24 protein-coding genes and 1 pseudogene are annotated in these 18,872 nt (G+C 62.8%); 17 read left to right on the top strand and 8 right to left on the bottom strand.

What is annotated here, in order from left to right:
- Nucleotides 1-106: 106 nt before the first annotated feature.
- A complete protein-coding gene (locus tag IVA95_RS17840; RefSeq protein WP_247511644.1) occupies nt 107-1,324 on the top strand; it encodes an MFS transporter in 1,218 nt (405 codons plus the stop codon).
- 2 nt (nt 1,325-1,326) lie between these two features.
- Here the strand turns inward: IVA95_RS17840 and IVA95_RS17835 are convergent, their stop codons facing one another.
- Complete coding sequence (locus tag IVA95_RS17835; RefSeq protein WP_247511643.1) at nt 1,327-1,827, bottom strand: cupin domain-containing protein; 501 nt, start codon at nt 1,825-1,827, stop codon at nt 1,327-1,329.
- An 82-nt stretch (nt 1,828-1,909) separates the two neighbouring features.
- Nucleotides 1,910-2,605: a VOC family protein gene (locus IVA95_RS17830; protein ID WP_247511642.1), complete on the bottom strand. Its 696-nt coding sequence runs from the start codon at nt 2,603-2,605 to the stop codon at nt 1,910-1,912.
- 177 nt (nt 2,606-2,782) lie between these two features.
- Between IVA95_RS17830 and IVA95_RS17825 the strand changes: the two genes are divergently transcribed.
- From IVA95_RS17825 to IVA95_RS17815, 3 genes are read left to right on the top strand one after another with little or no spacing between them, the layout of a single operon-like run.
- Nucleotides 2,783-3,307: a MarR family transcriptional regulator gene (locus IVA95_RS17825; RefSeq protein ID WP_247511641.1), complete on the top strand. Its 525-nt coding sequence runs from the start codon at nt 2,783-2,785 to the stop codon at nt 3,305-3,307.
- A gap of 57 nt (nt 3,308-3,364) precedes the next feature.
- Nucleotides 3,365-4,342: an SDR family oxidoreductase gene (locus tag IVA95_RS17820; protein WP_247511640.1), complete on the top strand. Its 978-nt coding sequence runs from the start codon at nt 3,365-3,367 to the stop codon at nt 4,340-4,342.
- A gap of 31 nt (nt 4,343-4,373) precedes the next feature.
- Nucleotides 4,374-5,069, top strand: a complete 696-nt coding sequence (locus IVA95_RS17815) for a GNAT family N-acetyltransferase (protein ID WP_247511639.1) — start codon at nt 4,374-4,376, stop codon at nt 5,067-5,069.
- A gap of 35 nt (nt 5,070-5,104) precedes the next feature.
- Here IVA95_RS17815 and IVA95_RS17810 read toward each other — a convergent pair whose 3' ends face one another.
- Nucleotides 5,105-5,560 (bottom strand): SRPBCC family protein, encoded by a 456-nt coding sequence (locus IVA95_RS17810; RefSeq protein ID WP_247511638.1) that lies wholly within the window; start codon nt 5,558-5,560, stop codon nt 5,105-5,107.
- Nucleotides 5,561-5,664: 104 nt separating this feature from the next.
- Here IVA95_RS17810 and IVA95_RS17805 point away from each other — a divergent pair, with 104 nt between their 5' ends.
- The 5 genes from IVA95_RS17805 to IVA95_RS17785 all read left to right on the top strand — a co-directional run bounded on the left by IVA95_RS17805 (nt 5,665) and on the right by IVA95_RS17785 (nt 8,877).
- Entirely contained in the window at nt 5,665-6,753 is a 1,089-nt protein-coding gene (locus IVA95_RS17805) for an adenylate/guanylate cyclase domain-containing protein (RefSeq protein WP_247511637.1), read from the top strand.
- Between the two features lie 106 nt (nt 6,754-6,859).
- A complete protein-coding gene (locus tag IVA95_RS17800) occupies nt 6,860-7,225 on the top strand; it encodes a metalloregulator ArsR/SmtB family transcription factor (RefSeq protein WP_247511636.1) in 366 nt (121 codons plus the stop codon).
- Nucleotides 7,226-7,229: 4 nt separating this feature from the next.
- Complete coding sequence (locus IVA95_RS17795) at nt 7,230-7,763, top strand: SRPBCC family protein (protein ID WP_213249923.1); 534 nt, start codon at nt 7,230-7,232, stop codon at nt 7,761-7,763.
- A gap of 50 nt (nt 7,764-7,813) precedes the next feature.
- Nucleotides 7,814-8,563, top strand: coding sequence for a DUF899 domain-containing protein (locus IVA95_RS17790; RefSeq protein WP_247511635.1), 750 nt, complete (start codon nt 7,814-7,816; stop codon nt 8,561-8,563).
- Nucleotides 8,560-8,877 (top strand): hypothetical protein, encoded by a 318-nt coding sequence (locus IVA95_RS17785; RefSeq protein WP_247511634.1) that lies wholly within the window; start codon nt 8,560-8,562, stop codon nt 8,875-8,877. Before IVA95_RS17790 ends, IVA95_RS17785 begins: the two co-directional genes overlap by 4 nt.
- 79 nt (nt 8,878-8,956) lie before the next feature.
- Here IVA95_RS17785 and IVA95_RS17780 read toward each other — a convergent pair whose 3' ends face one another.
- Complete coding sequence (locus IVA95_RS17780) at nt 8,957-9,583, bottom strand: putative glycolipid-binding domain-containing protein (protein WP_346658021.1); 627 nt, start codon at nt 9,581-9,583, stop codon at nt 8,957-8,959.
- 112 nt (nt 9,584-9,695) lie between these two features.
- Between IVA95_RS17780 and IVA95_RS17775 the strand changes: the two genes are divergently transcribed.
- The 3 genes from IVA95_RS17775 (at nt 9,696) to IVA95_RS17765 (ending at nt 12,450) form a co-directional block, all read left to right on the top strand.
- Nucleotides 9,696-10,046 carry a Lin0512 family protein gene (locus tag IVA95_RS17775; RefSeq protein WP_214490882.1) on the top strand — a complete coding sequence of 117 codons (351 nt, stop codon included), beginning with the start codon at nt 9,696-9,698 and terminating at the stop codon, nt 10,044-10,046.
- A 69-nt stretch (nt 10,047-10,115) separates the two neighbouring features.
- A complete protein-coding gene (locus tag IVA95_RS17770; protein WP_247511632.1) occupies nt 10,116-11,831 on the top strand; it encodes a dihydroxy-acid dehydratase in 1,716 nt (571 codons plus the stop codon).
- 109 nt (nt 11,832-11,940) lie between these two features.
- A complete protein-coding gene (locus tag IVA95_RS17765) occupies nt 11,941-12,450 on the top strand; it encodes a 2'-5' RNA ligase family protein (protein WP_247511630.1) in 510 nt (169 codons plus the stop codon).
- 41 nt (nt 12,451-12,491) lie between these two features.
- On the opposite strand, the gene IVA95_RS17760 is transcribed toward IVA95_RS17765, so the two are convergent.
- Together IVA95_RS17760 and IVA95_RS17755 are read right to left on the bottom strand one after the other, a co-directional pair.
- Entirely contained in the window at nt 12,492-13,127 is a 636-nt protein-coding gene (locus IVA95_RS17760) for an HAD hydrolase-like protein (RefSeq protein WP_247511629.1), read from the bottom strand.
- Nucleotides 13,128-13,148: 21 nt separating this feature from the next.
- Nucleotides 13,149-14,021 (bottom strand): SDR family oxidoreductase, encoded by an 873-nt coding sequence (locus IVA95_RS17755; RefSeq protein ID WP_247511628.1) that lies wholly within the window; start codon nt 14,019-14,021, stop codon nt 13,149-13,151.
- 78 nt (nt 14,022-14,099) lie between these two features.
- Here IVA95_RS17755 and IVA95_RS17750 point away from each other — a divergent pair.
- A pseudogene (locus IVA95_RS17750) lies at nt 14,100-14,815 on the top strand (glutathione S-transferase N-terminal domain-containing protein).
- Between the two features lie 32 nt (nt 14,816-14,847).
- On the opposite strand, the gene IVA95_RS17745 reads toward IVA95_RS17750, so the two are convergent.
- The gene (locus tag IVA95_RS17745) at nt 14,848-15,465 is read right to left on the bottom strand and encodes a TetR/AcrR family transcriptional regulator (protein ID WP_247511627.1); all 618 of its coding nucleotides are present in this window, start codon (nt 15,463-15,465) and stop codon (nt 14,848-14,850) included.
- A 64-nt stretch (nt 15,466-15,529) separates the two neighbouring features.
- Between IVA95_RS17745 and IVA95_RS17740 the strand changes: the two genes are divergently transcribed.
- A complete protein-coding gene (locus IVA95_RS17740) occupies nt 15,530-15,943 on the top strand; it encodes a VOC family protein (protein ID WP_247511626.1) in 414 nt (137 codons plus the stop codon).
- 75 nt (nt 15,944-16,018) lie between these two features.
- On the top strand, nt 16,019-16,390 hold the full coding sequence (locus IVA95_RS17735) for an ArsC family reductase (RefSeq protein ID WP_247511625.1): 372 nt from the start codon (nt 16,019-16,021) through the stop codon (nt 16,388-16,390).
- Here IVA95_RS17735 and IVA95_RS17730 read toward each other — a convergent pair.
- Nucleotides 16,387-16,989 carry a PAS domain-containing protein gene (locus IVA95_RS17730; RefSeq protein ID WP_247511624.1) on the bottom strand — a complete coding sequence of 201 codons (603 nt, stop codon included), beginning with the start codon at nt 16,987-16,989 and terminating at the stop codon, nt 16,387-16,389. The genes IVA95_RS17735 and IVA95_RS17730 overlap by 4 nt on opposite strands.
- A gap of 374 nt (nt 16,990-17,363) precedes the next feature.
- On the opposite strand from IVA95_RS17730, the gene IVA95_RS17725 reads away from it, so the two are divergent.
- Entirely contained in the window at nt 17,364-18,119 is a 756-nt protein-coding gene (locus IVA95_RS17725) for an ABC transporter ATP-binding protein (protein WP_247511623.1), read from the top strand.
- Entirely contained in the window at nt 18,112-18,855 is a 744-nt protein-coding gene (locus tag IVA95_RS17720; RefSeq protein WP_247511622.1) for an ABC transporter ATP-binding protein, read from the top strand. Before IVA95_RS17725 ends, IVA95_RS17720 begins: the two co-directional genes overlap by 8 nt.
- Nucleotides 18,856-18,872 lie beyond the last annotated feature (17 nt).

The raw sequence follows: 18,872 nt of genomic DNA, 5'->3' as shown, positions 1-18,872 counted from the left end.
ACGATCTGCCTCGCTCGCAAAAAAGTGAGCCGGGGCGGCCCGCGTCCTGTCGGCTGAGACCCGTCCCGTTCGTCTTCCAGCCGAAGAGGCTGTCAGGAGATCAGAAATGACCAATTCTCACTATCGCTGGGTGATTGTCGCGGCCGGAGGCTTGCTTGGCTGTGTCGCAATCGGGGGCATGTTTTCGCTGCCGGTGTTTTTGCAGCCGATCGCGCGGGATACCGGCTGGTCGGTGACCGGCGTATCCAGTGCGATGACGATCGGTTTCCTCGCGATGGCCTTCACCAGCATGGTCTGGGGCACCTTGTCCGACCGGCTGGGGCCGCTGCCGGTGGTGCTGACCGGCTCGGTCGTACTCGCGGCAAGCCTGGGGCTGGCAAGCCTTGCGACCTCGCTCGTCGTATTTCAGTTCATCTTCGGGCTAATGGTCGGCGGTGCCACGGCTGCGATCTTCGCGCCGATGATGGCTTGCGTGACCGGCTGGTTCGATACCCATCGCAGCCTTGCGGTTTCGCTGGTTTCGGCCGGCATGGGCATGGCGCCGATGACGATGTCACCGCTCGCCGCCTGGCTGGTCTCGAATCATGACTGGCGCACCTCGATGCAGATCGTGGCGCTCGTCGTTGCCGCAATCATGATTCCGGTTTCGCTGCTGGTACGCCGCGCGCCGGCGCTCGAGAGCGCGGCGTCCGCGCCATCAAGCGCGCCGGCAGAACCGGAGATGACGCTGGCGCAGGCGCTGCGCTCGCCGCAATTCGTCATTCTATTGCTGACGAACTTCTTCTGCTGCGCCACGCATTCGGGCCCGATCATCCATACCGTGAGCTACGCCATCAGTTGTGGCATCCCGATGATTGCCGCCGTCACCATCTACAGCATCGAGGGACTCGCGGGGATGGGCGGCCGCATCGCCTTCGGCCTGCTCGGCGATCGCTTCGGCGCCAAGCGCGTGCTCGTCTTTGGCTTGCTGGCGCAGGCATTCGGCGCACTCGGTTACGTCTTCGTGCGCGATCTCGCCGCGTTCTATGCGGTAGCCGCACTATTCGGCTTTCTCTACGCCGGCACCATGCCGCTCTATGCTGTTCTCGTGCGCGAAAACTTTCCGCTGCGCATGATGGGCACCGTGATCGGTGGCACCGCGATGGCCGGCAGCCTCGGCATGGCGACGGGACCCTTGGCCGGCGGTTTGATCTACGACACGTTTGCCAGCTACGCCTGGCTCTATATCGGCTCGTGGATCATGGGGCTCGGCGCATTCCTGATCATGATGACGTTCCGGCCGATGCCGGCGGCGCGGGCTGCGCCCGCGCCGGTGCCGGCGTGAGCTCAATGCGCAGCTTTGTCGGCGTGCTGGTGCACGAACGTTGCAATCGGCTCGCCTTGCTCGACGAGATAGGTCGACAACATTCGCCCCGTCTCCGGGCCGAGGTCGCGAGCATTGTGCGGTGTCCGCGGCGGTATGAGGAATCCGTCGCCGGCCTGCAGGATGACGGTGGGGCGGCCCTGGACCTGCATCTCGACCTTGCCGGCGATGATGTAGCCGACCTCTTCGCCAGGGTGCACGTGCCAACCGGATTCGACGCCGGGCGGAATCTCCGTCTCCACCTGCACGATCTCGCGACTGGGAATCGAGGATGGCGCGCGCTGGATCACGCGGCGCACAAGTTTGCCGGCGAGGTCATCCCGCGGACGCTCAGATGCAGCGGTGGTTCGATCGGTCGCTGCGCCGTGCGTGGTCTGCGACGATGCCGGCCCGGCCGAAAGCGTAATGGCTAGCGCGAGCGCGGGGAGCGAAATGGATGAAAGGCTGTTGGATAGCGCACGCATGGTGAATCTCCTTGGTTGGCTGTGCCGGTCATCGGCGGCGGACTCAATTGGGCGAGCCGCCGCCGATGACAGCTTCGCTTGCTCATGCCGCCTGCTGTTGGCCGGCCTGCTCGCGGACGATGTATTCGGCGTACCAGTCCGGCCAGTTCTCATCGCGCTGGCCGCCATTGCGCTTCTCGTACTCTCCATGGGCGGCAGCCGCACGGCGCAGTGCGCTCGCGAGATCAGCCGACGAATTGAAAGCCGTCGCGTTGGCGTCGACGCGCCCCGGCAATCGCGCGGTGACTTCCTGCAGCAGCCAGCCATTGCCGTCGGGATCGCTGAACGAGGCATAGGAGCGATAGCTGCCGCGTTCCGGATCCGGGCCGCTCAGCCGGACCCGCCCGAACAGATAGGGCTCATCCGAACCGACATGCACGTCGCCGCCGGCATGAAACGCCTCACTGATCGCAACACCGCGGCCGAGCAACTCGTTGCGGGCGGCCTCGATGTCCGAGACGATCAGATAAAGACCCTGTGCTGAGCCCGGCGCGGCAGAGGTGACGTTCTTGCCGAAGATAACCGAAGCGTTGGAGCCGGGCGGCGTGAACTGGATCACGCGGTAATCGTCGGGGCCGGCGAAATCGGCGTCGAGCCGCCAGCCGAGTTTTGCGTAAAACTGCTTGGCGCGTTCAACGTCGGAAACAGGGATGACGATGACTTCGAGCTTCAGGTCGACAGCAGGCGCGGCCTTGCTTTCAGCAGAGGTGGTACTGATGCGTTCCTTGAGATCTGACATAGTTCTCTCCTTGATGTTGGGGTGGCGAGAAATGTTCCCGCATTTGTATCGTGTACGATATGATCGTGTGCGCTACATAAGGTGTGCTTAGCCCGAGTGTCAAGCCTTCCGATTTAATCGGACACGATATATATGGATGCGAGACTTCACATGTTTGTGTCGAAAAGGACGACTTCCATGAAACTGAGCGATGGGCTCCGGACCGGTTCCAGGGACAATTCGAGAGACAATTCAAAGGCCAGTCAGAAGCCGAAGCCGGCCGCAGGCGAGCGGCGGCTTGGCGATTTCCTGTGTTTTGCGATCTATTCGGCCAACCTTGCCTTTGGGCGGGCGTACAAAAAAGGCCTCGATGAACTCGGCCTGACCTACCCGCAATGGATCGCGATCGTGGCGTTGTGGGAGCAGGATGGCCAGACCGTGAGTGAGCTTGGCGAGAAGATGTTCCTGGAATCCAACACGCTGACGCCGATCCTGAAAAAGCTGGAGCAGATGGGCTATCTGCGCCGCCAGCGCGATCCCGCGGACGAGCGGCAGGTGCGCATCAGCCTGACCGAGGCTGGCCGCCGGCTGCGCGAGAAGGGCATGCACATGAATCTCGTGGCCTCTACCGGACTGAAGCCCGACGAGTTCGCGCGGCTTCAGGAAAACGTCGTCACGCTCCGCGACAATCTGATCAAGGCGACGGCAGAGAAAACGGAATGATGTGCGCAGGCGCTTCGATGCGATCGGATAGCAGCGGCGCGTGAAGGTGAGGGGAGGATGAGCGTGGTCTCACATGAAGTCGCGCTTGCCGGACGTATCGCCGTGGTGGCGGGCGCGACGCGCGGCGCCGGCCGCGGCATTGCCGCCGCGCTGGGAGAGGCGGGAGCGACGGTAATCTGCACGGGACGCAGCAGCGCTCGCGCCGATGCTCCAACGCGATCCGATTATGACCGGCCGGAGAGCATCGAGGAGACGGCCGAACTCGTGACCAGCCTCGGCGGCAAAGGCGTCGCCATCGCCGTTGATCATCTCGAACCTTTGCAGGTCGCGGCGCTGGCCGAGGGTATCCGCGCCGAGCATGGCCACATCGACGTGCTGGTGAACGACATCTGGGGCGCCGAACGGCTGAAGGGCGGGCCCGGCGAATGGAATACGCCGATCTGGAAGCTCGATCTGCAAAAGGGATTGCGGATTCTGCGGCTCGGCATCGAGACGCATCTGGTGACCTCGCATTATCTGTTGCCGCTGCTGATCGCGAAAGGAGGCGGCCTGCTTGTCGAAGTCACCGACGGCACCGCCGACTACAACGCGCAGCATTACCGGATCTCGGTGTTCTACGATCTCGTCAAGCAGGGCGTGAACCGTCTCGCCTACTCGCAAGGTCACGAACTCGCACCGCACGGGGCCACCGCGGTTGCGATCACGCCGGGATGGCTGCGCTCCGAGATGATGCTGGAGAATTTCGGCGTCACCGAAGCGAACTGGCGCGAGGCGCTGGCAGAGCGGGGAGGTGGCAGGCACCGGGCGCCGCCCGATTTCGCGCTGTCGGAATCGCCGCGCTACGTCGGCCGCGCCGTGGCTGCGCTCGCCGCCGATCCGGCTCGCAACAAATGGAACCAGAAATCAGTCAGCTCCGGCGAGCTCGCCCGCCACTACGGCTTTACGGATATAGATGGCTCGCAGCCCGACATTTGGCGCTACACTGCTGAAGTCAGGGAAGGTGGCAAGATCGCAGACCTCGGCGATTACCGGTAGCGCATGCAGTTGAGTGAATGAAGGCAGCCCGATGTCCGTTCGACCTGACCACCCCCTCGATTATCCGATCTGGACGGCGCTCACGACCACACAGCGGGCGTTGGCTGAAGGCGATGACCGCGCGCGGCGCTATCCGACTGAGATCACGCCCTTCGCAGCGATAGCGGACACGTCGGCTGAAAGCTTTGCTGCGCTCGCTGGGCTGATGTCGCCGCAGGACATCGCCGTGCTGTTCACGCCGGATCCCGTGAACCCGCCTCCCGAATTCAAAATCGCGCTGGCGGACACCGGCGAGCAGATGATTGTTGGAACGCAGGTTGAAACACCAGCGCACGGCGTCGATATCGTCACCCTCGGTGTCAACGACGTGCCCGACATGATCGAACTGACCGCGCTCACCAAGCCGGGACCGTTCAACGCGCGGACGCATGAGCTCGGCACCTTTCTCGGCATCCGCATCGACGGCCAGCTTGCCGCCATGATCGGCGAGCGGATGAAGCCAGTCGGCTACACCGAGATCACGGCGGTGTGCGTGCATCCATCCCACCGCGGCCGCGGTTACGGGCAAATGCTGCTATCCGCCATCTCCCGCCAGATCGTATCGCGCGGCGAAATTCCGTTCCTGCACGTCTTCACTGACAATCACTCAGCCATCGCGCTCTACCGGCGGCAGGGGATGGAAATCCGGCGCCGTCTTCACGTGACGGTGTTGAAAAAGCAGGACTGATCGTCCAGCGATGCACGGCTTGACCGACACCATCCTTACGCGTTGCGTGTGCCACTCGGTCCTCGGTCCGGTCCGGGGTCCTGGCCGGCGGCTACCTTGGTTAGTCTATCGAGATAGTGCGCCCAGCCCTTGGAATGGCTGTCGCGGGTTGCTTCGGTGGGCAGGCCGCTATGGGTCATGCGCAGCAGCGTGCCGCCGTCCCGTTCGATCAGATCGATCTCGATCAGGCCCGATCCCGGCGGCACTTCCTCGTTGCCTTCCCAGCCAAAGCTATAGGCGAGGCGGTGAACCGGTACGACTTCGCGGAATGCGCCGCGCGCCGTGGCGCTGCCGACGCCTTTCAGGAGGTACATGCCACCCGGATGCATCTCCGTCACTGCCTCGCTGCCCATCCATTGCACGATCTTCTCAGGGTCCGTCAGGAAGGCGAACACGCTGGCGCGGGGTGCGGCGATGTGGGTCTCGCGCTGGAGCACAAACGATTCAGTCATCGAAAGCCTCGTGGGTCATTGGCAGGGCGCGCTGATGCAACCAGCGAGTGCCTAAGGTAAGTGCCGTGGGTGACAATGCAACGTCGCTGCCGCATGATCGATCCATGCAACTGAGTCCGACGCTGACATGGCTGGTAGACGCAGCCAGCGCTTCGCCGGGCGCCGACCGGTTCCTCGCCGAACTCGGCACGCGCCTGATCGAAGACGGCGTGCCGCTCGCCGGCGGCGCGCTGACGCTCGCCGTGCCGCATCCGATCGTCGCCCGCCGGACCTGGCTATGGCGGGCGGAAAATGGGGCAGTGATCGAGGCCGTGGGATTTGCTCCGGCGGGATTCGGAGGGGCGGGGGATTTGTCCGGCGACGCCGGCCGGAGCTGGTTGGCCGGGCTCGCCGGCGGAGCGGTGCATGAAGATAAAGTGAGCCCGGGATCGGACGGGCCGATGCTCGGCTGGATCGGACCGCAGCCGTTCACGCAACCGGAGTCTGATCGCCTGCGCGACGCCGCCCGCTTCGCTGCAGCGCCGCTCGCCGCGCTTTCGGCGCGCGCGACTGTGACCGCTGCGCTCGAAGCTTATCTCGGCAAGCGGAGCGCCGCGCGCGTGCTGACGGGCCCGCTGCGGCGCGAGGTCGGCGAGACGATCCGGGCCGCGCTGCTGTTTGCCGATCTACGCGGCTTCACGGCACTGTCCGAGGCCGAGCCCCCCGCGGCGGTGATTGCCGCGCTCGGCGCCTGGTTCGATTGCATTGCCGGCGCTGTCCATGCCTTCGGCGGCGAGGTGTTGAAATTCATCGGCGACGGCGTGCTGGCGATCTTTCCGGTCACCGGCCCATCTCCCCGCGATGCCTGCGACGCTGCGCTCCGGGCCATCGCTTCCGCGCAGGCTGGAATGGCGCATCTCGGCGACGCACGGAGAGAGCAGGGGCTGCCGCCGCTGTCGTTCGGCGTGGCATTGCATCTCGGTGAAATTCTGTGGGGCAATGTCGGTGCGGCCGACCGGCTGGATTTCACGGCGATCGGTCCCGCGGTCAATCTGGTGAGCCGACTGGAAGGGCTTTGTCGGCCGCTTGGCCGAACGGTGCTGATATCGAGCGCACTCGCCGCCGAAACCACCACAAAACTGATCCCGCTGGGAACGCATACGCTGCGTGGCATTGCGTCTCCCTGCGCCGTGTACACCGTACCGGACGGCTAGTTTTACGGCGTTATAGCAGCATAGCAGCTCAAATCCTCATTCTCTCATCACGAAAACGTTAAACCGATTGGTTGACAATTAGCGCCGCGCGACTATGTTAAACCACATGGTTGAACGTAATGCCCATCTCGACGCCGTTTTTCACGCCCTCGCGGATCCAACGCGGCGGGCGATGCTTGGTCGTCTGGCGGAACGGGAACTGACAATCGGAGAATTGGCGACGCCGTTTCGCATGAGCTTCGCCGGCGCCTCGAAACACGTGCGGGTGCTGGAGAACGCTGGTCTCGTCAAACGCACGATCCGCGGTCGCTCCCATCTCTGCCGCCTCGAGGCGGCGCGGCTCGCGGAAGCCGATGCATGGCTGAAGCGTTACGAGCGTTTCTGGACCGCAAAGCTCGACAGGCTGGAAGCTCTGCTGCGCGAAGAGGACAGGGCGAAAGCAAAACCCAAATCAAAATCGGTGACGGAGTAGAGCAATGAATTCAACGACAAAGCCCGACGCGTACGGCAGCCTGCCCGAGCCCACGACGCTGAAAATCCAGCGGCTGCTGCCCGGCCCGATCGAGCGCATCTGGGCCTATCTCACCGACAGCGAGTTGCGCCGCAAATGGCTGGCGGCAGGCGACATGGACACGAAGCTCGGCGCGCCCTTCGAGCTCGTCTGGCGCAACGACGAATTGACGGATCCGCCCGGCAAGGCCCCGGCCGGCTTCGGCGGCGAGCATCGCATGCAGAGCCGGATTACCGAATTCGATCCACCCCGAAAATTGTCGATCACCTGGAACAGTACCGGTGACGTCACGTTCGAACTGGAGCCCAAAGGCAAGGGCGTGCTGCTCACGATCATCCATCGGCGCTTCCCCGACCGCGCCACGCTGCTCAAGCACATGGCCGGTTGGCACATGCATCTCGATGTTCTGGTCGCCCGTGCGAGCGGCGAGGAGCCGGCGCCGTTCTGGGATGGCTGGAGCGGCCTCATGAAGGAATACGATGCGCGTCTGCCGGCCTGACGCTGCAAGTCATTCAAGCAACAAGTATCGCGACAAACAGGAGGTTAGCCATGCAGATTAACACCGTTTCGGCACAGGAATGGGAAGCAGCCCGCCAGCAATTGCTCGTGAAGGAAAAGGCCTTGACCCGCGCCCGTGACGCGCTCGCGGCCGAGCGTCGTCGGATGCCGTGGCTGCCCGTGGAGAAGGAGTACAGGTTCGAGGGGCCCAACGGCCAGGCGAGCTTGCTCGACTTGTTTGAAGGCCGTCATCAGTTGATCCTCTACCGCGCCTTCTTCGAGCCCGGCGTGTTCGGCTGGCCCGACCATGCCTGCCGCGGCTGCTCAATGGTGGCCGACCAGGTCGCTCATCCCGCCCATCTCAACGCGCGCGATACTACACTCGTGTTCGCCTCGCGCGCGCCGCAGGCGGATATCGCGCGCCTGAAGAAGCGAATGGGATGGGAGCTGATCCCCTGGTACACCATCACGGACAGCTTCGATGCCGATTTCGACGTCGGCGAATGGCACGGCACTAACGTGTTCTTCCGCGACGGCAACAAGATCTACCGCACCTACTTCATCAACAACCGCGGCGACGAGCAGATGGGAGGCACCTGGAATTACCTCGACATCACGCCGCTCGGCCGCCAGGAGGTCTGGGAGGACTCGCCCGAGGGATATCCTCAGACGCCGACCTACAAGTGGTGGAATTGGCACGATAGCTACGTCGAAGGCGCCGCGCCCGACAAGAGGTGGGTCGAGGTGTCGGACGCCGGAGAGGCCGCGTTCCGGAAGCAGAGCGCAAGTGGGAAGTCATGACCAAGGCCCGTCACAGCAACGCGCCCGACGCGGCGAGCTGTGATGACGAGGGCACCGCGGCCGCGGCCGCGGCCGGCATAGTCAGATGGCTATCGCTTGCGGCCGCGCCGACCTTCGCAATCATGGCGCTGCTTACCGCTGTGGTTGGCGGTGGCCCGCTGGATTCGCTTTGCTCGGCTGCAAACGCATCTCCGGTGGGCGGCATGGTGCCGATGTACTTGCTGATGAGCGCCTTCCATTCGGCGCCCTGGCTGAAGCTGATCTCGGACCAGCGAGCAGGGCGGCGCGACCGGATCAGGCGTTCGACCCCATGAGGCAGTTCGCTGATTAGTCAGGCTGATTAGTCAGCTCGGCAGGATGGCTTTTGGTCAGCGATTTATCGCAACGCCTTCGTCAGACTGGCGTCACGCGTTCGAAAAGGTGCTGATAGCGAAGCACCAGACCCCGATTATCCACCTCGAGCTCCGCCTCAAAGCCTGCCGAGACCCCGAGATCCACGTAACGCACCCGATCGGGACCGAGACGGTCGTATCGTTGACGGGAGCGCTGTATCGTCATGGCCGCACCGTCCACGAAGCAGGTATCGAGTGTGCGACTCTGTCGGACTCCGGCAGGTATCCGGCGGATAGGGAAGGTGTTGCAGAAGGGGGTGACCGAAAGGTCGGGCTCTTCCGCACCGTCGAGATCGGGACGTTGTTGGCCGTTAACGCGCCACCCGCCATCCATCCGCTCAAGAGTGAGGTGAATGTGGCCGGCCGGGCCCCACCGGTCTACGTCCAGAGATTGAGCTCGCCAGTCAGGCGTCAGTCTCCATCGGTGGTCGAGGCGAAAGCCGCCGTCCTCCACGCAGATCACGGTCGATTCTGCCAAGACCACGTCAGCGGAAATATGGAGCATCAATCGCTCCAGGCCGGTGACGTCCGTTCGGCGCCAGAATAAGATCTCGGAGTCGCCTTGCAAGATTGATCCTCGAATTGGACTCAGACCGAAAACGATTTTAGCCGATATCGGTTCCTGCACGCACCTATCGGTGCGGGGTGCATTCAGATTAATCTTGCCTCGACTGTCGCTCGCGTGAAACGCCGACGGCTGATATGTCTCTCACTCGAACGAAAATAAGATAGGAAATGCCATGGCACGCGTGCGCTGTATCACCGAAATGGGCATGGGCGTCGACGTTCACGGACGCGATGCGACCAAAGCCGCCAAGCGCGCCGTCTCGGACGCCATCCGACACTCCAGTCTCGGCTTCTTCCGGATGCTCGGAAAGACCGCCAACGACATGTTCGTGGAGGTTACCGTCGCGGTGCCGGACCCGAGCGGGGTCGATACGGCAGCCGTTGCCAAGGAACTGCCGTACGGGACGGTGAACGTGACGGCGGTGAAGGGTGGGCTGGAAGTTCCTGCCGAGAGCGGAAGCGACTCTATCATCATCGCCAACGCTGCCGTGATTGTCAGTTTTGACGACGGCAAGACGGGCTGAATTCGTTTCAGTGCCAATCAGGCCGGACGCCAACGTCCGCACGATCAATCAGAAGATCTGGAGCACCCGATGACAACGCAGGACAGCAGCACCTATTGGAAGCGGTCGCGTGTCGAGTTGCGCGCCGCCGGATTTGATCCGGACCGCGCTGCGGAAACCAGTGCGGTGGTGACCATCGCCAGCGCTTACACCAACGCCCATCGCTGCAACAACCGCGTGCGCGCCATCACCGACCTCCTGGTCGAAATCCTTGCCGAGCGCGGCGGGCAGGGGTTGATCGTCGGGGCTCCGGCGGTATCGGATGCGCTGACACAGGGCACGCCGACGGCGGGCTATAGCCTCGCATCGCGCGATGTCGTCGCCGACTGTTTTGAGATCGGTCATTACGCGCACCACGGCGATGCGATGATCGTGATCTCTGGTTGCGACAAGACGGGAGCCGCCGCGCTGATGCCGCTGGCGCGGACGAATGCTTTCGGCCTCGTGCTCTATCCCGGCACCAGCACGCCGGGCCGCGTCTCCTTCGGGGCATGGGCGAGCAAGGGTAACAATCTGACGATCATGGATTACGCCGAGGCGCGCGCCGCCAACGAGTCCGGCCGCTTGTCCGCCGAGGAGCTGTTGGAAGTCGAGCGCAACGTGATGCCCGGCAGCGGCACCTGTGGCGCGATGTTCACGGCCAACACCATGAGCACGATCGCAGAATCAATTGGCATGATGCTGCCGCGCGGCGCCTCGCATCCCGCTGACTACAATGCCGGCAGCGATATTCACGCCGATGTCCGCGCCCAGGCCCGCGCCTCGGTCGAGGCCCTGTACCGGCTGATGCAAGCCGGCATCCGGCCACGCGACATCATGACCGAGCGCGCGTTCGAGAATGCGATCACGACCGTCTATGCGATGGGCGGCTCGACCAACATGTATCTGCATCTGCTCGCCGTCGCGCGCGAGGCCCAGGTGCCGATCACGATCGAACGCATCCAGCAAGTCGGCGAGCGCGTGCCGCTGCTCGCCAATTTGCAGCCGCACGGCCCCTTCGCGATGGGCAGCCTGCATGCGATCGGAGGCGTGCCTGTGGTCATGAAGGAACTGCTGCGCGCGGGCCTTTTGCATGGCGATGTTATGACGGTAACCGGCAAGACGCTGGCAGAAAATCTCGCCAATGTGCTGACGCTGGAGCAGATGCCGCCGCAGGAGATCGTTTTTCCGGTGTCGAAACCGATCGCGCCGGCGAACAATCACATCAGCGTCTTGAAGGGCAATCTCGCACCGGAGAGCTGCCTGCTCAAATTATCGGGCAAGACCCTCGAGAAGGGGCAATTTCGCGGCACCGCGCGCGTATTCGAGTCCGAGGCCGACACGATGGCCGCGATCCGCGCCGGCGAGATCGTGCCGGGCAACGTCATCGTCGTGCGCAATGTCGGCCCGGTGGGCGGTCCCGGTATGCCGGAAATGGTAATGCTGACCATTCAGTTGCAAGGACAGGGTCTCGGTGAGGACGTCGCGCTGATCACCGACGGCCGCTTTTCCGGCGTCTCGCACGGCATCCTGATCGGCCACGTCTCGCCCGAAGCCGCGCGTGGCGGGCCGATCGCCGCGGTGCGAGACGGCGACACCATTGTCATCGACCCAACCGCCCGCTCCGTGAATCTCGAAGTGTCAGCGGACGAGATCTCCCGCCGCATGGCCGGCTGGCGCGCGCCGGCGGCCGCTGTGCGACCGGGATCGGTACACGACAAGTACATCCGGCTGGTGTCGTCGGCGCACCATGGCTGCGTGCTGTGAGGCTGCGGGAACCTGCCGAACGAGTTGTATTCGGGCCTTGCCACAATCTTCTGTTCATGGTTTGTTCTGCGTTATCATGGACGAGTTTACAAGCTCTAGTAGTGGCCGATTGTTCCTCGCGGCTCTTCCCGACGCGGGCACAGCAGAGCGAATTCACCGGCTGGCGGGCGTGCTCAAGCGCGCCCATTGTCTGAACGGCAAGCTCATTGCGCCAGACCGGCTGCACGTTTCGCTATTTTCGCTGGGTGGGTTGCCGAACCGCCAGCTTTGCGCCGCCCGCGAGGCGGCCACGGAATTGCGGACCGAACCGTTCGAGGTCTCGTTCGATCGAACGGCAAGTTTCCGCGGGCGGCCGGGCAATCGTCCGTTTGTCCTGATTGGCGAGAAGGGATTGCGCCGGCTGCAGTCATTTCGGCAAATGCTTGGTGTCGCGATGGCGCGCAGAGGATTAAGGCGGCTCGCCAACACGAATTTCACGCCGCACGTAACGTTGCTATATGACGCGCGCAGCGTGGACGAGTATCCGATCGAACCGGTTGTCTGGACTGTGACGGAGTTCGTGCTCGTGTACAGCCAGAGGGGCCATCGGCATCTCGCGCGATGGTGCCTATGCGCGTGATAGCCACCGGCAGTGAAATGCAGCAAAAGCTCCCAGCGGCATTATTTCGCCGCAGCAAGGCTCTGCGTGATCTCCTCGATCGAGTTGAACAAATACGTTGGTCCTGCCGCTTGCAGCGCGGCGGGGATGGCATAGCCCCACGCTACCGCGCCCGAATCCATACCGGCCGCCTTCGCTGCTTCGATGTCGCGGATCTCGTCGCCGATGCAGATCGTGTGCGCCGGCTTCGTTTCGAGTATTCGCGCGACCCGTCGAAATTTCCAATGCTTGCCGAATACCGCGGCGCCGCAGTCGAACCGGGCAATCAGGGCGGTGGCGGGACCGAGCACTTGCCGGACGGAGGCCTCGCTGTCGGAGCTGACGATCGCGGTCTTGATACCGAAACGCTGAAGGTCGGTCAGCATCTCCGGAATGCCGGCAAACAGCGACGTCTCACTCGCCGCGGCGAGCTTGCGCTTTCGCATGTCGTTCACGATGGCTGGAAGCTGCCACATGGACACGCCAAGACGCGCCATGATTTCCCGCGCGGACAGCCCGCGCATTCCTTCCAGCTCCTCCGGCGTGACCGGTTTGAGATCGAAGCGTGCGATCGCGTCATGAAAGGAGGTGCGAAACCAGTCGATCGTGTCGGCAAGCGTGCCGTCGAAGTCGAAGATCGCAAGGCGATAGCGTGTCATGAGAGCCCAGCTTTCAGCGTATCACTTGTCGCCGCCGCTGAAATAGGCGGGCTTGCCGGTGGTCCACGTCTCGCCCCAGAGCTGGCCGCCGCCGTCGACGGTCAGCGTTTCGCCGGTGACGAATTTGGCTGAAGGACCAGCGAGAAAGACAGTGGCTTCGGCGACATCCCAGGGCGAGCCTGTGCGCATCATCGGGTTCGAGCGCGGGTAGGCAGCGCGGGCCTCCGGCGAATAGATGTTCCAGCCTTCGGTTTCGATCGCACCGGGCGCCACGCAATTGACCCGGATGTTCAGCGGCGCCCATTCGACTGCGACGGCGCGCGACAGCCCGATGACGCCGCTCCGTGCAGCAATCGTGTGCGCGATGCCGTAGAGGCCATGCGTCGTCACGACCACGATGTTGACGATGCTGCCGGGATACTTGTGGTCGCGCCAGCGCTGCGCGGCGGCCTGCATCATGTACCAGGTGCCGTTCAAATTGGTGTTGATGACCGCATTCCAGCCCTTCACGGAGAAATCGATCGCAGCTTGCGGAAATTGCCCGCCGGCGCTGTTGATGAGGCAGTCGACGCGGCCTTGCGCGGCCCAGATCGTATCGAACAGGGCGTTGACGGCGTCGGGCTCCCTGATGTCGGCGACATGCGCGGATGCCTTGAGGCCGCGGCCCGTCAATTGGGCGACGAGCGCGCCGAGCTTGCCGCCGTCGCGCCCGACCACGGCGACATGCGCGCCGAGCCGCGCGAACAGCCAGGCGATCGCCCGCCCGATGCCCCCGGCGCCGCCCATTACGACGGCGACGTGACCCTTCAGCGCATCGGTCGCGAACATGGTCGGGTGAGCCGCAAGCTCCTCATCAGTGAGGCCGAGCTTCGCCGGAGACGGTTGATCGGTCATGAACGGCGCGAACCCTTGTTATGTGCGGCATTGGCCGTACATTAGCCACGCAGCAACAACCATGCAAAACGAGTTTTGATGTCCGATCTTTCCGCCTTCCCGATCACCAAACGTTGGCCCGCCAAACATCCCGACCGCCTTCAGCTCTATTCGCTGCCGACGCCAAACGGCGTGAAGGTTTCGATCATGCTCGAAGAGATTGGCTTGCCTTACGAGGTGCATCTGGTCGACTTCAACAGGGACGACCAGAAGACGCCGGAATTCCTGTCGCTGAACCCGAACGGCAAGATTCCCGCAATTCTCGATCCCAATGGGCCGGGAGGAAAGCCGCTTGCGCTGTTTGAGTCCGGATCGATCCTGCAATATCTCGCGGAGAAGACCGGCAAGCTTCTACCAGCCGATCCGGCGCGGCGATACCAGACCATCCAGTGGGTGCATTTCCAGATGGGCGGGATCGGGCCAATGTTCGGGCAGGTTGGCTTCTTCCACAAATTCGCTGGCAAGGAGTTTGCCGACAAGCGGCCGCTCGAGCGTTATGTCGCCGAATCGAAGCGCCTGCTCGATGTGGTGGAGACGCATCTCGCCGGACGGCAATGGATCATGGACGACGAATAACCATTGCCGATATTTCCATGCTCGGATGGGTGCGCAACCTGATCGGCTTCTACGGTGCGCGCGATCTCGTCGCGTTCGACGACTTTAAGAGCGTATCGGCCTGGCTTGATCGCGGCCTGGCACGACCCGCGGTGCAGCGCGGGTTGGAGATTCCGAAGCGGCCACAAGCGGCCGGTTAACATCGATCGGCCGCGCGAGTGAGATGCCTCGTTCACGCGGACAGATGGCTGGTCGAGGTCGACCTCTCGGCGACAAGGCCATCCATCAGTTGCTTCAGCGCCATCTCGTAGTCGGAAAAGTTGCCGCCTGCAGCGATGGCGATAGCCGCCCGGTCGAAGGCCGCAGAGAGGATATTGACCACGGCGATGAGCGAGGTTTCGGGCGAGGGGCGGATCACAGCTTCCAGGCCCTCCAACAAAGTTCGGCGGCTATGTTTGGCGTCGATGGCATCGACGGTTTCAAAACCCAGAACGGCGGGCGCCTCGATCAGGATCAGGCGTGTTCGTCCTTCCTTCTGCATCGCGCGCAAGTACGCTGAAGCGCCCGCATGGAGCATCTGCATCGGAGCGTCCGTCGCCGAAGCAGCGTCCTCGATCTCGGCGGCAACAGCGGCGGACTCAGCCTCGACCAAGGCGAGATAGAGGGCCCTTTTATCCTCGAAATGATGGTAGACCGCACCCCGGGTCACTCCCGCTTGCGCGGCAATCTCGGGGGTCCCGGTGGCGGCATATCCCTTTGCGATAAAAAGTGTTTTGGCCGCTTCAAGCACCCTCCCGCGGGTGGTCGCGCTGCGGTCGATGTTGCTCCTGCGTCTTTTTACCACTTGCATGCATGCAGCCTGTATGTTTATAGATACGTACACACTGTATGTTTTTAGATCGCGGAGAACAAGGATGCAGATCACGAGCTATTACCCGGTGCTGATGGTCGACAACGTCGCTGCGACCTCTGCATTCTATCGAGCGCACTTTGATTTCGAGCCGGCGTTCGAGGCGGACTGGTACGTGCATCTGCGGTCGAAGGTGCAAGAGAACGTTGCCTTGGCGATCCTGGCGGGCGATCACGACACGATCCCCGCGAAAGCGCGCGGCACCACGCGCGGTGTTCTGATCAATTTTGAAGTTCAAGACGTCGATGAGGTCTACGGCAAGCTTCGTGCGGCCGGGCTGCCCATCCTGCTTCCGCTCCGCGATGAGCCCTTCGGTCAGCGGCACTTCATCACTGAAGACCCCAACGGCGTATTGATCGATGTCATCACGCCGATTCCACCATCCGCCGAGTACCTGGAATCTTATACTAGGAACTGAGCCGCTCCGGATGCAAAGAATCTGGCGACACCCTACAATAGGCGACCGAACTCCACGATTCTGGAATGAACCTGAATGCCCATCACCATCTACGGCATCAAGAACTGCGACACCATGAAGAAGGCGCGCGCCTGGCTCGACAACCACGGCGTGGCTTACGACTTCCACGACTACAAGCTTGCCGGCATTGGCAAGGACAAACTCAAGCAATGGTCCGACGATGTTGGCTGGGAAACGCTGCTCAATCGCGTCGGCACGACGTTCAAGAAGCTGCCCGACAGCGACAAGGAAGGTCTCAACGAGCGCAAGGCGCTGGCGCTGATGCTGGCGCAGCCCTCGATGATCAAGCGGCCGGTGCTCGACCTCGGCGGCAAGTTGCTGGTCGGGTTCAAGCCGGATATCTACGCGACCGAGGTCGCGTCGAAGCCGCGCGGGCGGAAGGCCTAATCGAATTCGAGTTCGTCGCCCGATGGAATGCGGCCGGGCGCGCGATGGAAGAGATCGCGGTCGATGATGGTGCGAAGCTTCGGCACCGGCAGTTTGTCGTTTCCGCGCATCAGATTCTTGATCTCGAAGCCGCCGTCCTCGCTGATGGTTTTCAGCGAAGCGATGATATGGGTGACGCTGCCGTCATCCGAGAACGGCAGCAACAGCCGCTCATAGGCGACGATTCGCCCGTAGATGTCGTCGATATTGGCGATGGTATAGGCAGGAAGGCGGCGCGCGATGCATTCATGATAGACGGGCATCACCATCGGAGCGAGCCTTGCGCCCAGATACTCGTCGAGATAGCGGCCCTTGCCGGTATTCCCATAGGCCGTCGACATCCGCGTGCCGTCGCTCTGGATGGTCAGGCGCGGCGGCTGTGGGCTGGTATCGACGGTGTAGAGTACAAGGTCGGGAAGTTCGTCCTCGATCCGTGCCGGCTGATATTCCGCCGTGCGTGGAATCGATTGGTCGCGGGCGTATAGCCGCAGCCAGGTGTTCAGCAGGTCGCGCTGCTTGATAGATTTGACGACCGACGGTCCGGCGCTTTCAAATTCCAAGACGGCAATTCCTACGCGATCTAAATCGCGAGATGATGCGCCTGAGGGGAAAATATTGTATGAAAGCGCGCCGGATTGCAGCAAAACACCGTTAACGATGGCTTGCCGGGCGCGAGATTACGGTTGAGCGCGGCTCGTGGCCCGCCGAGCCGCGCCGGCGGCACCATTCGACTTATTGCGCATCCGGAACCGCAAGCGCGCGGTTGGGCGTGGCAGCATTCCACCTTGCCTAATCCATCGCGTTGACGGCATATTCCGGCCGGAGGCGGCGGGCTCGGGACGGTTTCCAGGACGTCCAGGAGAGCCTGCCCGAACAGGGAAAAATTGGTCGCGCGCGGGCGAACTCGCGGAGACGGCTGACGGGGGAAATTTGTTTGGCTGAGGAGTTCATTCTCGAGACCCACGGATTGACCAAGGAATTCGCGGGTTTCTTCGCCGTTCGCGATGTCGCCCTCAAGGTGCGTCGCGGCAGTATTCATGCGTTGATCGGGCCGAACGGCGCCGGCAAGACGACGTGCTTCAACCTCTTGACCAAGTTCCTGAAGCCTTCTGCCGGGCAGATCCGGTACAAGGGACAGGACATCACCGCGATGGCGCCGGCCGATGTTGCCCGGCTCGGGCTGGTGCGTTCGTTCCAGATTTCGGCGGTGTTTCCGCATCTGACCGCGCTGGAGAACGTTCGTGTCGCGTTACAGCGCCAGCATGGCAGTTCGTTCGATTTCTGGCGCTCCAAGCGCGTGCTCGACCGATTCAACAGCCGCGCCCTCGACCTGCTGAACGACGTGGGCTTGAGCGAATTCGCCAATACACCGGCGGTCGAGATGCCCTATGGACGCAAGCGCGCGCTGGAGATTGCGACGACGCTGGCGCTCGACCCGGAAATGATGCTGCTCGACGAGCCGATGGCGGGCATGGGTCATGAAGACATCGACAAGATCGCAGCCCTGATCAAGCGCATCTCGGCGAGGCACACCATCCTGATGGTCGAACATAATCTCTCCGTGGTCGCCAACCTGTCCGACATCATCACGGTGCTGACGCGCGGTCAGGTGCTGGCGGAAGGCAATTATGCCGAATTGTCCAAGGACGAGCGCGTCAAGGAAGCCTATCTGGGGGCCGGTCATGCCTGAGTTGAAAATGGCCGAAGCCACCGCCAAACCGGCGGGCGCGGAGATTCTTTCCGTTTCCGACCTGCAGGCCTGGTACGGCGAATCCCACATCCTTCACGGCATCAACTTCAATGTGAAGGCGGGCGAGGTGGTGACGCTGCTCGGCCGCAACGGCGCCGGCAAGACCACGACTCTGAAGTCGGTGATGGGAATTATCGGCAAGCGTACCGGTTCGATCCGTTTCAACGGTCAGGACATCACCCGCGCCTCGTCCGACAGGATCGCGCGCCTGGGCGTCGCATTCTGTCCCGAGGAGCGGGGCATCTTCGCAAGCCTCGACGTGCGCGAAAACCTGCTGCTGCCGCCGATCGTGCGCAGTGGCGGGCTGTCGCTCGACCAGATATTCGAATTGTTTCCGAATCTGAAGGAGCGTCTCAATAGCCAGGGTACCAAGCTCTCGGGCGGCGAGCAGCAGATGCTCGCGATCGCCAGAATCCTGCGCACCGGGGCGCGCTTTCTGATGCTGGACGAGCCGACCGAAGGTCTGGCGCCCGTTATCATCCAGCAGATTGGTCACACCATTGCGCGACTGAAGTCGGAAGGCTTTACCATCCTGCTCGTCGAGCAGAATTTCCGCTTCGCCTCGACGGTGGCCGACCGCTACTACATCGTCGAGCACGGCAAGGTTATCGACGGTTTTGCGAATTCGGAGCTGTCGGCCAATATGGACAAGCTCCACACCTATCTAGGCGTTTAATCAGTACTGCACTCTGG

This window comes from Bradyrhizobium sp. 157 (assembly GCF_023073815.1).
Lineage (GTDB): Bacteria > Pseudomonadota > Alphaproteobacteria > Rhizobiales > Xanthobacteraceae > Bradyrhizobium.
The sequence above is the reverse complement of the archived record's forward strand: the minus strand, read 5'-3'. Positions and strand labels throughout refer to the sequence as shown.

Coding starts and splice junctions, on each gene's coding strand:
- IVA95_RS17805 (WP_247511637.1), top strand. CDS start 5,665: ATGCAACTGAGTCCGACGCTGACATGGCTGGTAGACGCAGCCAGCGCT.
- IVA95_RS17830 (WP_247511642.1), bottom strand. CDS start 2,605: ATGTCAGATCTCAAGGAACGCATCAGTACCACCTCTGCTGAAAGCAAG.
- IVA95_RS17755 (WP_247511628.1), bottom strand. CDS start 14,021: ATGACCGATCAACCGTCTCCGGCGAAGCTCGGCCTCACTGATGAGGAG.
- IVA95_RS17735 (WP_247511625.1), top strand. CDS start 16,019: ATGCCCATCACCATCTACGGCATCAAGAACTGCGACACCATGAAGAAG.
- IVA95_RS17785 (WP_247511634.1), top strand. CDS start 8,560: ATGACCAAGGCCCGTCACAGCAACGCGCCCGACGCGGCGAGCTGTGAT.
- IVA95_RS17825 (WP_247511641.1), top strand. CDS start 2,783: ATGAAACTGAGCGATGGGCTCCGGACCGGTTCCAGGGACAATTCGAGA.
- IVA95_RS17840 (WP_247511644.1), top strand. CDS start 107: ATGACCAATTCTCACTATCGCTGGGTGATTGTCGCGGCCGGAGGCTTG.
- IVA95_RS17770 (WP_247511632.1), top strand. CDS start 10,116: ATGACAACGCAGGACAGCAGCACCTATTGGAAGCGGTCGCGTGTCGAG.
- IVA95_RS17745 (WP_247511627.1), bottom strand. CDS start 15,465: ATGCAAGTGGTAAAAAGACGCAGGAGCAACATCGACCGCAGCGCGACC.
- IVA95_RS17775 (WP_214490882.1), top strand. CDS start 9,696: ATGGCACGCGTGCGCTGTATCACCGAAATGGGCATGGGCGTCGACGTT.
- IVA95_RS17835 (WP_247511643.1), bottom strand. CDS start 1,827: ATGCGTGCGCTATCCAACAGCCTTTCATCCATTTCGCTCCCCGCGCTC.
- IVA95_RS17815 (WP_247511639.1), top strand. CDS start 4,374: ATGTCCGTTCGACCTGACCACCCCCTCGATTATCCGATCTGGACGGCG.
- IVA95_RS17800 (WP_247511636.1), top strand. CDS start 6,860: ATGGTTGAACGTAATGCCCATCTCGACGCCGTTTTTCACGCCCTCGCG.
- IVA95_RS17820 (WP_247511640.1), top strand. CDS start 3,365: ATGAGCGTGGTCTCACATGAAGTCGCGCTTGCCGGACGTATCGCCGTG.
- IVA95_RS17790 (WP_247511635.1), top strand. CDS start 7,814: ATGCAGATTAACACCGTTTCGGCACAGGAATGGGAAGCAGCCCGCCAG.
- IVA95_RS17760 (WP_247511629.1), bottom strand. CDS start 13,127: ATGACACGCTATCGCCTTGCGATCTTCGACTTCGACGGCACGCTTGCC.
- IVA95_RS17795 (WP_213249923.1), top strand. CDS start 7,230: ATGAATTCAACGACAAAGCCCGACGCGTACGGCAGCCTGCCCGAGCCC.
- IVA95_RS17740 (WP_247511626.1), top strand. CDS start 15,530: ATGCAGATCACGAGCTATTACCCGGTGCTGATGGTCGACAACGTCGCT.
- IVA95_RS17810 (WP_247511638.1), bottom strand. CDS start 5,560: ATGACTGAATCGTTTGTGCTCCAGCGCGAGACCCACATCGCCGCACCC.
- IVA95_RS17720 (WP_247511622.1), top strand. CDS start 18,112: ATGCCTGAGTTGAAAATGGCCGAAGCCACCGCCAAACCGGCGGGCGCG.